This is a genomic window from Shewanella sp. JNE2, assembly GCF_023159115.1.
GTDB classification, from domain to species: Bacteria; Pseudomonadota; Gammaproteobacteria; order Enterobacterales; family Shewanellaceae; genus Shewanella; species Shewanella putrefaciens.
On the sequence record NZ_CP096169.1, the window covers coordinates 2,968,338 to 2,982,762 of the forward strand.

The following is a 14,425-nucleotide window of genomic DNA, read 5'->3' on the forward strand; positions in this document are numbered from 1 at the left end:
TATATGGCAAAACTAATCATACCGAGAGAATCGAGTGAAATTTTTTTAAACATCGTTGATCATTTAAATAAAAAAGAGAGTGACAACTGCATTAGCGTCTTTATCAATGCAAAGGCCAATAAAGCAACCTATATCGGCGGGGTCTACCCAGAATACATGTTATGTGATGTAAAACTTGAACCTGGACATGGCTTAAAAAACAGCGAATTCGCTATCCCTCGCGATTTCTTTATTAACATGAAAAACCTCAAAACAGATTACTGGCAAGCAAATAACACCCCCCATATTTTACACCTCTCATACGAGAATGGACGATACACTACTGTTCAGTTTTGTCTGTATTTAACAAAAGACATATTAACGAAAAACCAAGACTATCTTCCGATGGATATATTTGATCTTGATGTCGCCCACCAAAAACATATTGCGTACTTTAAAGCCAATAATCAACGCGCTTTTCAACGTGTCCCCGTCACAACGCTACAATATATTTTGCATGAAACACAATATTATGTCCCCTTTGAATTTATTCAGTTTAATGGTGAAAAAGGAGAGCTACGCTATCAGCGTAATGGCAAAGTGAACGAAAAAATGCTGCCTGAACACATTAAACCTCCCTTCTCTTTTGCTTTAACGCAACATGCCGCCACGCAGTTAACACAGATTTGCAACAATACAGAAAGTCCTGACATTGAGATCTGCGTTGAAGGTGATGCCATTTCATTTAAATCACCCGAACAGTCAATGACATGCATACTCAGTGATATTGAGTTGTTTTATCAACGAGATGTATACAAGCCTCAAACAATTTTAAATTTTCAAGCAGATCTACGGACATTAAAGAAGAGAAATGATGACCTTTGGAAGCAACAGGAAATCAAAGCAGCTAACCAATGCGTGTTATTTATTGAGGGAAATAAGATGTTTATCTGCTCTATTTTAGACCATAGTCAGTCATTTAAACCCATTGCAACGAACATCAGCATAGAAGATCCATTGCTCTTTGCCTATTGCCCTAAAACGTTATCTGAACTTCCTATCAAAAATATGCTCAATATGACACAGACGCGAGCTACGCTAACAAAAGACAAACAAGGAGAATACAAACTCAATATTTATAAGAATTTAAAAGATCGCCTTCCTTACGGCAGCATTGAATTAAAACCAGAACAACCCAAACTGAAGCAATACCAAGCACTCAAGCGAAAGTACGATGAAAACCAAGAAAAACGATTTATCATTCAACCGGACCCCTCTGAAAAACAAGGTCAGCTAGCATTTGAAGAGGTGGTAGAAGATCCATATGGTTTTGATGAGGATTAATGACAAATTGAATAAGATAAGTACAACAAAACACTGGACAAATACACAGTGGTAGTTGTATAAAGTAGAGGTGGTTAACTAATAAGCTAAAACATCAGCCTATTGGGAAACACAATGTGGTGGTTAACTTGCGCGATTGGCAAGTTGAGTTACCCTAAAAAAGCAGTTGGGAGAGAGTGGCGGCAACCACTCTCCCCCGTACCGGCTGCGACGACTTTTAACAGAACCCCCAGCCGATGGCTAAATTCTAACGAATTCCATCGGATAGGGATAGATCTATTTGATGGAGGCCTCTTATGGCTCAAATTCGTGTTCGCCCCAATGGGCGTATTCAGTTCGACATACATCTTTATGGCTGCCGTTTTCGTGAAGGCACTAAACTGATGGCCACACCGAAAAACCTTGCCAATGCCAAAGCCACACTCAAAAAAATGAGTGCTGAAATCGACTTAGGCACCTTTCAATATCGCGACTACTTTCCAAGCAGTAAAAAAGTGGCGCAGTTTGAAGCGCTACAACGCACAGCTCACCCCGACCGCCAATACCCTTTCTTTGATAATTTTGCCAACCAATGGTTTGAACGCAAAAAAGCCACCTGGAAAAACAGCTACCAAGCCATGGTTCGCGCAGCATTAGACAAATACCTCATCCCCACGTTTGGTAATACCCTCATTAACGAAGTCACCTTGTCGCAGGTCGATTACTTTCGGCAGGCACTGAAAGAAGGCGAGAAAAAAGACGGTTCACGCCTAATGTCAAATCGTCGCATTAATTTTATTCTGTGGCCGCTTATCGCGATCGTGAGCCTAGCCGCTGATGAATGTAAGTTTGAATATCCACTAAGACGATATAAATCGCTTAAGGAAGAAAAGGCAGAATCACATCCCATGACCATTGATGAGGTGCGCAAGTTTCTCGATAAAATACCGCAGAAGTGGAAGGATTATTTTATTATCCGATTTTGGACAGGCATGCGCAGTTGTGAGGTGCATGGTTTGGAATGGGAGCATATCGACTTCAACCATCGCTTAATTCGAATTCGTCAAAACTGGGTCAATGGTGAATTGTGTGATGTAAAAACACCAAAATCACGTCGCGAATTAAAAATGTGCGACACCGTTTTTGATGCGTTTAAACGTATTCAGGCAGTAAAACCTAAACACTCAAACTTTGTGTTTGTGTCCCCCACGGGTCTCCCCCCATCAACTCACTTTGTCAGCCGCAAATTATGGTTCCCGACGCTAAAAGCCGCAGGCTTAGCAGCACGTCGCCCTTATGAAACTCGCCATACTGCTGCTGTGCTTCATATCGCCGCACACGAAAACCCCTTGTACATCTCTCAAATGCTTGGGCACAGCGACACGCGATTACTGTTTGATGTCTACGCACCTTATGTGGCCAATGCATCACGCCTTGATGGCAGTGCGTTTGAATCATTAATGCGCAATGAAGGCTTAGCTTAATTCGAAAATGCTCCACATACCTGTGCAGCATTTTGCTCGCACAATGAAGTCACAATAACTTGTATCAGCAAGGGGTTCTTTATGATTTGTATTAACTGTTTTAAGGGTGGTCTATCAGGCATCACTGAGCACTTTAACGCTCCATTTACACACGATTTAGACATTGCATCACTCTCGTTTACTAAATTACGTGAAATGCCGTCGGTATCGCTCAACAAAAAAGAATGGTTTAACCTGTTTGATGACAATATCTCATCACAAACCATTATTGAGTTTTTTAAAAAATATCCGTTAGCCATACCGAGTTCATCTTCTAACCTCAATCAGCCTTGCTATAAAGAGCTTGCACGGTTTTTAGGGTTTACAGATGAGCTGCCTAATTATCAATCACTGCTAGCTCGGCAATTACGCTTTTTTGCTCAATTTATGATGCAAGAATGTCATTTAACACTGTGCCCTTGTGCATTTACTCAACTCAAAATAAATCGAGGCTTAAAGGAGCAACACAAGCTTCAAAATAAGCTTAATCATATTTTGGCCGTGAGAAGAGAACATGACAAAAACCTGGTGTCATTAAAGGTAAAAGTCGACTATGTTCACTCAAAGCTTGATTACAACTTTATCCTGAGTGCAGAATTTTTAGTCGCACGAAATAAAATCGAAACGCGTACCTTTAATACGTCTGACAAACTGCTCAAACGAGCAAAGGTCATCCACGCTTTGCCATATGATGTACAAGACATGGATACCGAAGAAAAAATTACCGACTTTAAAGCACAGGTTTACCATGAACTGCAAAAGTTCAGAGACAGCGAATTTGTTACCGACATTAAAGTGTATACATCTGAGTATTTCCCTGAATCACAACGCAATAATTTTCGACGTGATTATAAGCAAAAAGACAAATACCCTATCGATATCATCATCGCAGATCGATTTATTGTCAGAACATACCTGTCTTCACTCCAAAAAAGAAACCCAGGCGGAAAAGTGACAGACATGATGTGCAACGATATCCTTACCATTAATGATCTTTACAAAATACCGAATAAGCTAAAACCTTTCCCGATAAAATGGGCAACGGTTGAACGCGGTGAAAGAGAAAGCACAGGTAAACAGCGGATCCATGTCAAAATTACCTACAATAATGGCCAGCAGTGTTACCTCAGAAACTTTTCTAATACCCCTTGCGTCGAGCAGCCCACATTATTGTTGCCTTCTGAAGAAAAAATCAGCCGTGTTTACCATAAGTCCACCCACACTCATATTATCTTTTATGTCTGGAGTGGCATTATTGAAACCGCGCATACAAGAGAAGTGATTTATAAATTTGGGGTACGCCGCTTTGACTGGTCTGATACAGAGAAGTACAACATTGAAGAATTAACGCAATCAGTCATGAGCCGTCAATTAGAGTATTGTCGATCACATCAAATTGTGGTGAATGAAGCAAAAGTTGAGTTGATTTCAACCCCAATGCCTTTTAATGACGGTTGGGCTAATAGCGCGTTAGGTCGATTAGAAAATGGGCTAAAAGATCCAAACAATAATCCCTTATTAATGCGTAATGACAATGTGCCTGAAAATAGCATGCTCAGCAGCAATCCCACAGAGATCATGTGCAACGACTGGCATAGAAGACTGTTTGTTATTCCATTTATCAAAAACTACGTTAATACAATGGAACATGCTCAATCAATCGGCTTTATCGAGCTTGAAAACGCGATAGGTGAGGAGTATCCCGTTCCAAAGCAACAGCACGACCCTGTACGGGATGATGAACGGGTAATCCTGTATAACCAGTTCCAGTGAACCAACTACGCGCCCAGCCCGTCCCATGGCGGGTTGCGCCGGCAATAAGTTCACTAAGCGGTAAACGTCTTGCAGGAAGGCTTGTGCGACCTCGGGGTTGTCTTTCTCTAAATAATCATACGCATCTTCAGGATTTTGCGCGACATTACGCAGCCATTTAACCCGCATTGATCCCCCAACGCTGGAACTTGGCATTCATCTCGTGCTCTGGTACAAAATCACCGGCATCGGCTTCACGTAATGCGGCTTGGATTTCAGCAATTTGCCAGGCTTCCCGGTCTAAATAATCCTGAATCGCTTGGCTGGCCAACCACGATTTGGTTCTGCCAGTTGACTGGGCAAGCTGTAACAGCTTTTGCTCGATTTCATCGGATAAGCGTACTGACAAGACACTCATGGTAAACCTCATCATACAATGTATACATCAAACTACATTACACTTATTGAGGATAAATTGTCATGTTTGGCTTATCAGCCAAACTGAATGTTATCGATGCGGGGATCCAGCTTTTAGCTTTGAGTCACTACTATTTAAACCACCGAAAGATGTTAGTGTGGATTCCCGCGTCGATAACTGCTCCTGCGTTATTCTCGATAATTGCTCCTGCATTATTCTACCTTCGCCCGTCCCTGGGCTCGTACCTCCTGCATCTGACTACCATGGAGGGTGGAAATGTCATATTTTGTATGGAACAAAATTGACCATGCAGTCGTTCGCGGAAATGACAGAAAAGGGCAGGAATTGCGAAACGCTGTGCTGACGGAGGAAGGATTAAGGAACGCTCGCAAGCTCACTCACCGTCAGGGCGCAGCCCGTTCCGTAACCTGTAACCGCAAAAAGCGGCATTCCTAGCCCCTAGCAGCGAGCTTGCGAGCGTCCTAGCAGTTGCGCAGCAACGTCCTAGATTCTCGCGCCACGCAGTGACGTTCCGTAGCCGCAAAGCGGCGTTTGTAGAAGCTATCGCTTCGCTGCCAGAGTCTAAAGCGACGTAGTGGCGTTCTAAAGCGAGCTGGCGAGTGTCCTAGGGCCGAAGGCATCCTAGCAGCAGTGCTTTTTGCTGCGTACTTGCGGCCGAAGGCCGTCCTAGCCGTTACGAAGCATCATCATTGCGCTATTTGTATTGCCAAAATTCATCAAGAGTTTCGTCATCAAACATCGCAAAATCAAAAATGTCGTTAAAACTCCCCCGTCGGCTACGTTGGTTTAATTCCTTTTGTATCGCTTGTACTGTTTTGATCTTAGTCACTTTTGCGAGTAACTCTTCAGTTTCAATCGTGAGATGATCACCATATTGGGCCAACTCCCTAGCGCGTGATGCTTTTGAACCACTACCAAAACGTTGCCAAATCATACTTTTAATATCATTACCATTCTGCATTGATTGATAATCTTGATTTAATAAACTAATTTTAACCCGCAACGCAGCCTCAATACGTTTAATCATATCTGCATCGGCCTCAAGCTTATACTCTGGCAGATATTCAAGGGCCAACATCAGCAAGGCGACAGCATCCTTGCTTTTCTTGGCTTGAGACAGTTGCTGCATCAACTCTTTTTTTAGCGCCTTTTTAGCAGGTTCAGGCTCTTTATCGGGATGAAATTGATTCGCCAATTGTCGATACAATTTGGTCATGGTTTTATCGCTAAATAACTCAAGGCTTAATGCTTGCTCTGGTTGACTCGATTCAAAGAAAAAATCATCCTCTTGGGCATCATACTCAGCCTCATCTTGCTCAAACGCATTGTCAGCGTCGCCGTCATCAAAAGCTTTATTGTGCTGCTCAGCCAATTTTTGCTCAAAAAATGCCTGGAACTTCGCCGGTTCATCAATGAGTTCAGACAGTTGCGCATCGTCTATATCCAACTCAAAGCCAAACATAGATTCTAACTCTTCACGAAAAGCATCAAGCTCGTGCTGACCAATGTCTTGCTTAGGCAAGGTTGCTTGATAAGCCATAAGCAAGCTAGTGAAGCTATCGCGTATTTCGTGAGTATTGATAGGATTAAACGGGTTCGATTCAATAATACTTATTTCTTCGTCAATCCATTCTAGCAGCGCCTCCCTTTGGCGACCTTTAATGGATTTACGCGGAACAAAAGTCAATAAATGACGCACCCATTGGGCTGAGGCATCACATACGGCCTGCTCTTTTTCAAGTAATTGTGAGGTGAACTCGCGATAAAAACCCTCTAATTTTGTTTGATAACGTTTATTTCTTAATTGTTTTTTTTCGTAGTCTTGCCACAATTTTTCGAGTATTTGCGAGCGGTTACGTGATTGACTTGAAGCCGAAGTATTGATGATGCTCATTAATGACATAAATATTTTCTTCTGATGAAATGTTTACAAACCCAAGTGACCAAAAATACAAAACTCGCATACCAAAATAGCGAAAAACGTGCCGACATCCTTAGCAAAGCGACGTTCGAAGAACGCTAGAGCGCTTCGCAGCTAGAGTCTAAAGCCAGCTTGTAAGTATCCTAGATTCTCGCGACTAAAGGCCGTCCTCGATTCTCACTGCCGCAAGCAATTACTTATAAACCAAGCAATGATTGATCAGTTGGTTCTGTATGCTTGGTCGTTGATTCAAAAAAAGTAGCACAGTAACAAGAGACTCATCATTAATGTAGCTAACCTCGTACAGTATTCTAAAATCCTCTTTTATCGCGTGCCTTACTTGAGTAATGCCAAGTTCAACTAACTCTTGACATAATGCATGGCTCAAAGGATTTTGCGTCACAGATGCTTCAAATGCCTCAATAACTGCCTCAATTCTCTCAATAATAGTGATCTCGTCATGCCATTGGGAATAGTGAGATATAGCACTATCTACGGTATCTTCAAATGTCTTGGTATATTCAAGTTTTACCACAGACATACTACTTATTATCCTTTAAAGCCAGTTTACGACCCGCCAAGCGTTCCTTGAATGCACTTGATGACATAGTGCGGCCATTTTGTTGATCGCTTTTTGCAAAACTGACTAGCTTGAGTAAAGCTATCGCCTCATCACGTCGATTTCTATCCGCTACCGACTCGATAACGTAAGCAGGTACACCATTTTGAGTAATAATCATCGGTTCATCGAGGGTTAAGCTCGCGGCATTTTTCTTCAAAAAACTGATTGTTTCTATGTTCATAGGTTGATGCCTAGTTGATTAATTGAAAATAAGAAAACCCATTCACTAAGCCAAAATCATATCATGCGATAGATTAAAGACCAAAAAAAGACTAAAAAAAGACTAAATACATCAAAACGCTCAACGCCGTGCTGACGGTTGACAGATTACGGATAACGGAACGCTCGCAAGCTCACTCACCGTCAGGGCGCAGCCCGTTCCGTAACCTGTAACCGCAAAAAGCGGCATTCCTAGCCCCTAGCAGCGAGCTTGCGAGCGTCCTAGCAGTTGCGTACGACTGCATGGATGCAGGAGGTAGAATAAAGCAGGAGCAGTTATCGAGCAACGCCCTAGTTTCTCCCAGCCGAAGGCCGTCCTTTTTGCTGCGCCTTATATGCTATATACTCACCCTGTATTCATTAAATCGTGCAATGGGCCTATGCAACAACTAAATGAAAGCATTATCATCAACTTACTACAAGATAACATCCCGCAGTTGAGATTGATCTACCTATTTGGCTCCTATGCACAGGGCACGCAACACCGCAACAGTGATATCGATATTGCGGTACTCGCCGATGTCACTTTAGACAATATCGCCCGCTGGCAACTTGCCCAAAAACTCGCCTCAGCGTTAGATACTGATGTTGATCTTGTTGATTTACGCACGGCATCCACAGTGTTATGTCAGCAGGTAGTCACCCAAGGAAAGCGACTTTGGGGAACGCGACAAGATGATGAGATTTTTGCAGTGAAAACCATCTCAATGTACCAACATCTACAAGCTGAAAGACAAGCAATTATTGATGATGCAACGGCCAAAACAACAGCCAACGATCACAGGGGACGTCACTTTGAATGACATTATTATCAACAAAATAGCAACCATCAAACGCTGTATAAAACGCATCCAACAAGTTTATGGTGATGGCAGCATGTTCAAACAAGACTTCACCCTGCAAGATAGCGTTATCCTCAATTTACAACGCTGCTGCGAAGCCAGTATCGACATAGCAAACCATATTAACCGCCAACAACAACTGGGTATCCCCCAAAGTAGCCGTGATAGCTTTACACTACTTTCACAAAATAAAATAATTAATCAGCAGCTTGCAGACAACTTAAAGAAGATGGTTGGCCTAAGAAACATCGCAGTACATGACTATCAAGAACTCAACCTCGATATCGTTGTGCATGTTGTACAGCATCATCTTGAGGATTTTGAGCAATTTATTGAAGTGATAAAATTTTGTCCAAGAATGAGTTATTGAATCACTCTTGCCTAAAGCCGCTTAAACAAGCCCTGAGGAGCTCATAGGGCTTTTTTTAATTAAATCAAACTATTAACACTGACTAGGCAAGCGTAATCGCGTGTGGAATATCCGTAGGATATGGGTTTCATCTTGTTTCACCCTGCGGTTGTCGCAAAACGGCGTTCGTAGAAGCTAGAGCGAGTTTGCGAGCGTCCTAGCAGTTGCGAAGCAACGCCCTAGATTCTCGCGCCACGCAGTGACGTTCCGTAGCCGCAAAGCGGCGTTCGTAGAAGCTAAAAGCCTAGAGCCACATAGTAGCGTCCTAGGGCCGAAGGCCTCCTAGCAGCAGCGCTTTTTGCTGCGTCCTAGCAGTTGCGAAGCAACGCCCTAGATTCTCGCCCGAAGCGCCCGCTTTACGCCGCTCTTACTGCCTCTGCGATAAACTCGGCTTGAGTCTGAGTCATCAGATTATCCGTTGACTCCACCATCACTCGGATTAAAGGCTCTGTGCCGGACTTACGTAATAGTACGCGTCCTTGGTCGCCCAAAATCCCTTCTGCTTTTACCACGGCTTGCTTAACACTGTCTAAAGCCAAAATGCTGTCGGCACTGCCTGATGATAAACGCACATTAATAAGTACCTGCGGCAACTTAGTCATGCCCGCTTTAATGTCGGCTAAACGTTTGCCTGACTCTAAAATGGCTTTAAGTACCTGCAGGGACGCCACAATACCATCACCCGTTGAAGCATGCTTTAAACTCAAAATATGCCCAGAACCTTCGCCGCCCAGTTGCCAACCCGTTTCTTTAAGCTGCTCAACCACATAACGATCGCCCACCTTTGCACGTACAAAGGGAATGTCCATTTGCTTAAGGGCCAGTTCTAAACCAAGGTTTGACATTAAAGTACCAACCACACCGCCGACCATTTCACCTTTTTGGAACGCAGCTTGTGCCAGAATAAATAAAATTTCATCACCATCAACCACATGGCCATTATGGTCAACAAACATCACCCTATCCGCATCGCCATCTAATGCAATACCTAAATCGGCCTCATGCACCATCACGGCGGTTTGCAAACTATCTAAATGTGTTGCACCGCAATGGTCATTAATATTCACCCCATTAGGTTTGTCGTTGATGCTAATCACCTCAGCCCCTAACTCACGGTACACATTCGGCGCAATATGATAGGCGGCGCCATGGGCGCTATCGACGACAATCTTCAACCCAGTCAAACTTAAATGATTCGGGAACGTTCCCTTACAAAACTCAATATAACGGCCTGCGGCATCATCAATACGGCGAACCTTACCGAGTTTTTCAGAAGCCACACACTGCATCGCATTATGCTGCAGTGCCTGCTCTAACAAGGCTTCAATTTCAAGCTCCTGCGCATCATTTAACTTAGTGCCAGCGTTTGAAAAAAACTTAATCCCATTGTCGTAATAAGGATTGTGGGAGGCACTGATCACCACCCCAGCATCGGCGCGAAATGTCGACGCCAAATACGCCACCGCAGGTGTTGGCATTGGGCCAATCAACGCCACATTCACACCCGCCGCTGAAAATCCCGCCTCCATTGCCGACTCAAGCATATAGCCACTAATACGGGTATCTTTACCAATCAACACTTCTTTAGTGCCAGTGGACGCCAGCACAGTGCCAGCCGCCCAACCTAACTTCATCGCAAAATCAGGCGTTATAGGGAATGTACCCACCTTGCCACGCACACCATCGGTACCAAAATACTTCCTAGACATACTGCATCCTTAAAAACAGTTATAAACGAAAAAAGCCAAATCAGACCTGATTTGGCTTTTTAAAAATGACTTAAACTAAGAAACCAAATTAACTACTTTAGCTTTAACATCAATAGGTTTAGACGATTTCTTTTGTTGCCAGACTAGATCGCAAATACCATCTGTAGGTGCAAATCCCGTCGGGGCCGAGAGCAAAATCTCACGGATCGCCTCATGGTTAAACTCATGACAAGCTTTATCTAAACGATTAAGAATTTGCTCTAATTGGGTCCAGGGTAGAAATATCTCATGAGCCGTCATAATACGCTCATGGTCTGTCCCTGTAACATCATCACCAATCAGCAATTCTTCATAGAGTTTTTCACCAGGGCGTAGGCCACTAAACTCAATGGCAATATCGCCATGTGGATGATCTTCATCTTTAACCTCAAAACCACTGAGACGGATCATTTTAGCCGCCAGATCAACAATTTTGACTGACTTGCCCATATCAAGCACAAACACATCGCCACCCTTACCCATTGCCCCTGCTTGAATAACCAGCTGAGATGCTTCGGGAATGGTCATAAAAAAGCGGGTGATTTCAGGATGAGTTACAGTAACAGGGCCACCATTAGCAATCTGTTTACGGAACAAAGGCACAACTGAGCCTGATGATCCAAGCACATTACCAAAACGCACCATACAAAAGCGCGTTTGGTGCGACTCTTTAGATAGCGCCTGCAATGCCAGTTCGGCCATACGTTTAGTGGTACCCATAATATTAGTGGGGCGCACGGCTTTATCGGTAGAAACCAAAACAAAGGTTTCAACTTTTGCTGCAATTGCGGCTCTAGCGGTATACAAGGTACCAAATACGTTGTTGCGAACACCTTCAACCACATTATGCTCCACTAAAGGTACATGTTTGTAGGCGGCTGCATGGTAAACAGTTTGTACATTAAAGGCTTGCATTACCGCTTGTACACGATTTTCACGTTGTACAGACCCCATCATGGGCAAAATTTCCACATCAATACCCAAATCATGGGCAGTAGCAGAAAGCTCACGTTCAATAGAGTACAAAGCAAATTCTGATAACTCAAATAGCACTAGCTTTTTAGGTGACTGCTTTAAAATCTGCCGGCATAATTCAGAGCCAATCGAGCCACCAGCCCCAGTCACCATCACCACTTTATTTTTGATATTAGCGGTCAATAGGTTTTGTCTTGGTGCAACAGAATCACGGCCCAGTAAATCTTCGATTTCAACTTCTTTTACATCACTAAATAATTTATCCCCACTAACAAGATCTGCCATAGCGGGTAAGGTCATCACTTTTACCGTAAGTGGTTCAAGCTGATTGATAATCTCTTGCCTACGTGAACGCGAAGCACTCGGCATTGCAAGCAATACACGGGTAGTCGCTTTCTGCTTGATTAACTTACGCAGCTCTTGCGGCGCATGTACATGCAGGCCTTGAATTACCGTACCCTGCAAGGTTTCATCATCATCAACAAAGGCAATTGGATGATATTCATGGCTTTGCGCAAGGGCAATAGCGGTTTGACGACCACTCACACCAGCACCATAAATTACTACAGGTTCACCACGACGGCTCATCCCCGCCCCAACTAAAGACCGCATAAGCGAGCGCGCGCCGCCAACAAAAACGAGGGCAAACGCAGCATAAATTAAGGGAACAGTACGAGGCAAATCAACATTGCCATAATAGGCAAGTAAAACAAGGGCAATAGTGGAAATACCCACCCCCGCAACAATCGCCGTAAAGGCTTGCGAGCCAATATAACGTAGTACAGCGCGATAAAGCCCCAACCTCACAAAGCCAACAATACTGACTGGAATAGTAAGCGCAATAAGTCCCCAGTAGTGGATATTGCCTAACACCGCCAAGTGTTCTACACGAACTAATAACGCAAACCAAAAGGCAAACAGCAGAAAAACAGAGTCAATTGCGACACTGACAACACGCTTTTGCGACCGTTTTAACGAGAATAAAAACTGCAAAAATTCCATCTTTTGCTCCAATGACATTTTCTTCATAAGTTAACCAATAACACTGTCGTGTACACGACACCGCCCGATACATCAGGGAGCCGCATTATAGCACCATGATAGGATTTAAGATGCAACACCGTGGCACCGTCTGAGAGGTATTCAACAGTTCACCACATTCATTTCTTAAAAAGGGTCGAATGTAGCGTTACCACACTCAACATTTTGGCTACGCAAACCAAGCAGGGAAGGATGCATCCTTCGCGAGTAAACCACAACCAGATCCTGCCACCTAAAAACACCGCTCAACGCACCAGCCACCGACTGACTCATAGAGCTCGCGGCGAAAATAGGCTCCGAAATCGGCGCAACATGGCAGAACACATCGCTGCACAAAACAGCCCTGAGACAGTTTTTTCGGCCGTTCATCAAATTTGAGACAGATAACAAAAACGCTAAACGTTACAAAACAACCGCCTAGCGTTAAACCACAAATAGATAGGCCTAAAGGGACTACTTTTGAGCAGACATCAATACACGGCGAATGACATCACAGCTTTTTTGCATTTCTGCTGCAGTTAATGTGGGATGAACAAGGAACATTAAACTGGTTTCACCGAGCAGCACAGCATTGGGTAAGCGCTCAGCTGGGCGCCACGGCGTGTTATCAAAAGCTTTTTCAAGATAAATTTCTGAACAACTGCCTTGATACGCAGGTACACCCGCTGCGTTGATTTCTTCAACGATGCGATCACGGCTCCAACCTTCTTTAAGTTGCTCAGGGTTGACGAATAGATAATGCTTGTACTCTGCATGCTCAATATAATCCGCGACATCCACACACCGCACAATGGCTAAATCCGCTACCGCTTGATCAATCAGTTTGCCGTTATGCTGCCGTGTTGCAGTCCAATCCACCATACGTTTAAGCTGAATACGGCCTAATACACCTTGGATCTCAGTCATGCGCCAGTTGGTGCCAAAACTTTCATGCAGCCAACGGAATCCAGGCGGATGCTGGCGGTTATAAATCGCATCATAACTCTTGCCATGATCTTTATAAGACCACATGGCCGACCAAAGCGCTTTGTCATTGGTTGTTACCATGCCTCCTTCACCACCGGTAGTCATGATTTTATCCTGACAAAATGACCACGCGCCAATGTGGCCAATGGTGCCGACACTGCGGCCTTTATATTTGGCACCGTGCGCTTGGGCACAATCTTCAATGACAGCGAAGCCATGCTTATTAGCAAGCGCCATAATGGGGTCCATATCTGCTGGCATACCAGCCAAATGAACCACAATCACAGCCTTGGTATTTTGAGTCAAAACGGCTTCAATAGTCTCAGCCGTGATGTTTTGGCTATTGAGATCAACATCAGCAAATACAGGATTTGCACCAGCGGTAACGACTGTTGAAGCTGAAGCCAAGAAGGTACGTGGCGTAACAATCACATCATCACCAATACCTACACCGAGAGCTTTAAGAGCAACATCTAGTGCTAACGTACCATTACTTAAGGCAATGGCATATTCAGTACCAGTCCACTCAGCAAACTCTTTTTCAAATTCGCGGCATTCGTTGCCAGTCCAGTAATTGACTTTGTTTGAGAGCAGCACACGGCTGACTGCATCGGCCTCTTCTTGGGTAAAGCTCGGCCAAGGGGAAAATTGCGTATTTAACACTGT

Annotated in this window: 13 protein-coding genes; 5 read left to right on the forward strand and 8 right to left on the reverse strand. The window is 43.9% G+C overall.

Annotated features, from left to right (window positions below; all coding sequences use genetic code 11):
- The first annotated feature begins 3 nt into the window (after positions 1-3).
- The 3 genes from MZ182_RS13235 to MZ182_RS13245 all read left to right on the forward strand — a co-directional run bounded on the left by MZ182_RS13235 (position 4) and on the right by MZ182_RS13245 (position 4,598).
- Positions 4-1,323, forward strand: a complete 1,320-nt coding sequence (locus MZ182_RS13235; protein ID WP_248067180.1) for a hypothetical protein — start codon at positions 4-6, stop codon at positions 1,321-1,323.
- Positions 1,324-1,619: 296 nt separating this feature from the next.
- Entirely contained in the window at positions 1,620-2,786 is a 1,167-nt protein-coding gene (locus MZ182_RS13240; protein ID WP_126491564.1) for an Arm DNA-binding domain-containing protein, read from the forward strand.
- An 81-nt stretch (positions 2,787-2,867) separates the two neighbouring features.
- The gene (locus tag MZ182_RS13245) at positions 2,868-4,598 is read left to right on the forward strand and encodes a hypothetical protein (protein ID WP_248067183.1); all 1,731 of its coding nucleotides are present in this window, start codon (positions 2,868-2,870) and stop codon (positions 4,596-4,598) included.
- On the opposite strand, the gene MZ182_RS13250 is transcribed toward MZ182_RS13245, so the two are convergent.
- The 5 genes from MZ182_RS13250 to MZ182_RS13270 all read right to left on the reverse strand — a co-directional run bounded on the left by MZ182_RS13250 (position 4,482) and on the right by MZ182_RS13270 (position 7,740).
- Positions 4,482-4,793 (reverse strand): type II toxin-antitoxin system RelE/ParE family toxin, encoded by a 312-nt coding sequence (locus MZ182_RS13250; protein WP_317233120.1) that lies wholly within the window; start codon positions 4,791-4,793, stop codon positions 4,482-4,484. The genes MZ182_RS13245 and MZ182_RS13250 overlap by 117 nt on opposite strands.
- Positions 4,756-4,995, reverse strand: coding sequence for a CopG family ribbon-helix-helix protein (locus MZ182_RS13255; RefSeq protein WP_126491561.1), 240 nt, complete (start codon positions 4,993-4,995; stop codon positions 4,756-4,758). The genes MZ182_RS13250 and MZ182_RS13255 overlap by 38 nt, the downstream gene beginning before the upstream one ends.
- A 715-nt stretch (positions 4,996-5,710) precedes the next feature.
- The gene (locus tag MZ182_RS13260) at positions 5,711-6,919 is read right to left on the reverse strand and encodes a J domain-containing protein (protein WP_248067189.1); all 1,209 of its coding nucleotides are present in this window, start codon (positions 6,917-6,919) and stop codon (positions 5,711-5,713) included.
- Between the two features lie 211 nt (positions 6,920-7,130).
- Positions 7,131-7,478, reverse strand: coding sequence for a type II toxin-antitoxin system RelE/ParE family toxin (locus MZ182_RS13265; protein WP_126491559.1), 348 nt, complete (start codon positions 7,476-7,478; stop codon positions 7,131-7,133).
- Position 7,479: 1 nt separating this feature from the next.
- Positions 7,480-7,740 carry a type II toxin-antitoxin system Phd/YefM family antitoxin gene (locus MZ182_RS13270; RefSeq protein WP_115017884.1) on the reverse strand — a complete coding sequence of 87 codons (261 nt, stop codon included), beginning with the start codon at positions 7,738-7,740 and terminating at the stop codon, positions 7,480-7,482.
- A gap of 418 nt (positions 7,741-8,158) precedes the next feature.
- On the opposite strand from MZ182_RS13270, the gene mntA reads away from it, so the two are divergent.
- Positions 8,159-8,581: a type VII toxin-antitoxin system MntA family adenylyltransferase antitoxin gene (gene mntA, locus MZ182_RS13275; protein ID WP_088585314.1), complete on the forward strand. Its 423-nt coding sequence runs from the start codon at positions 8,159-8,161 to the stop codon at positions 8,579-8,581.
- Positions 8,574-8,990 carry a type VII toxin-antitoxin system HepT family RNase toxin gene (gene hepT, locus MZ182_RS13280; protein WP_088585313.1) on the forward strand — a complete coding sequence of 139 codons (417 nt, stop codon included), beginning with the start codon at positions 8,574-8,576 and terminating at the stop codon, positions 8,988-8,990. The genes mntA and hepT overlap by 8 nt, the downstream gene beginning before the upstream one ends.
- 395 nt (positions 8,991-9,385) lie before the next feature.
- Here hepT and glmM read toward each other — a convergent pair whose 3' ends face one another.
- The 3 genes from glmM to MZ182_RS13295 form a co-directional block, all read right to left on the reverse strand.
- Positions 9,386-10,738 (reverse strand): phosphoglucosamine mutase, encoded by a 1,353-nt coding sequence (glmM, locus tag MZ182_RS13285; protein ID WP_248067194.1) that lies wholly within the window; start codon positions 10,736-10,738, stop codon positions 9,386-9,388.
- A gap of 75 nt (positions 10,739-10,813) precedes the next feature.
- Positions 10,814-12,754 (reverse strand): polysaccharide biosynthesis protein, encoded by a 1,941-nt coding sequence (locus tag MZ182_RS13290; RefSeq protein WP_248067199.1) that lies wholly within the window; start codon positions 12,752-12,754, stop codon positions 10,814-10,816.
- A gap of 492 nt (positions 12,755-13,246) precedes the next feature.
- Entirely contained in the window at positions 13,247-14,422 is a 1,176-nt protein-coding gene (locus tag MZ182_RS13295; protein WP_248067201.1) for a DegT/DnrJ/EryC1/StrS family aminotransferase, read from the reverse strand.
- Between the last annotated feature and the right edge of the window lie 3 nt (positions 14,423-14,425).

Excerpts from the sequence above, each read along its gene's own strand:
- mntA (WP_088585314.1), top strand. The coding sequence starts at position 8,159 with ATGCAACAACTAAATGAAAGCATTATCATCAACTTACTACAAGATAAC.
- MZ182_RS13265 (WP_126491559.1), bottom strand. The coding sequence starts at position 7,478 with ATGTCTGTGGTAAAACTTGAATATACCAAGACATTTGAAGATACCGTA.
- MZ182_RS13235 (WP_248067180.1), top strand. The coding sequence starts at position 4 with ATGGCAAAACTAATCATACCGAGAGAATCGAGTGAAATTTTTTTAAAC.
- MZ182_RS13260 (WP_248067189.1), bottom strand. The coding sequence starts at position 6,919 with ATGTCATTAATGAGCATCATCAATACTTCGGCTTCAAGTCAATCACGT.
- MZ182_RS13240 (WP_126491564.1), top strand. The coding sequence starts at position 1,620 with ATGGCTCAAATTCGTGTTCGCCCCAATGGGCGTATTCAGTTCGACATA.
- MZ182_RS13290 (WP_248067199.1), bottom strand. The coding sequence starts at position 12,754 with ATGGAATTTTTGCAGTTTTTATTCTCGTTAAAACGGTCGCAAAAGCGT.
- MZ182_RS13250 (WP_317233120.1), bottom strand. The coding sequence starts at position 4,793 with ATGCCAAGTTCCAGCGTTGGGGGATCAATGCGGGTTAAATGGCTGCGT.
- MZ182_RS13245 (WP_248067183.1), top strand. The coding sequence starts at position 2,868 with ATGATTTGTATTAACTGTTTTAAGGGTGGTCTATCAGGCATCACTGAG.
- MZ182_RS13255 (WP_126491561.1), bottom strand. The coding sequence starts at position 4,995 with ATGAGTGTCTTGTCAGTACGCTTATCCGATGAAATCGAGCAAAAGCTG.
- MZ182_RS13270 (WP_115017884.1), bottom strand. The coding sequence starts at position 7,740 with ATGAACATAGAAACAATCAGTTTTTTGAAGAAAAATGCCGCGAGCTTA.
- glmM (WP_248067194.1), bottom strand. The coding sequence starts at position 10,738 with ATGTCTAGGAAGTATTTTGGTACCGATGGTGTGCGTGGCAAGGTGGGT.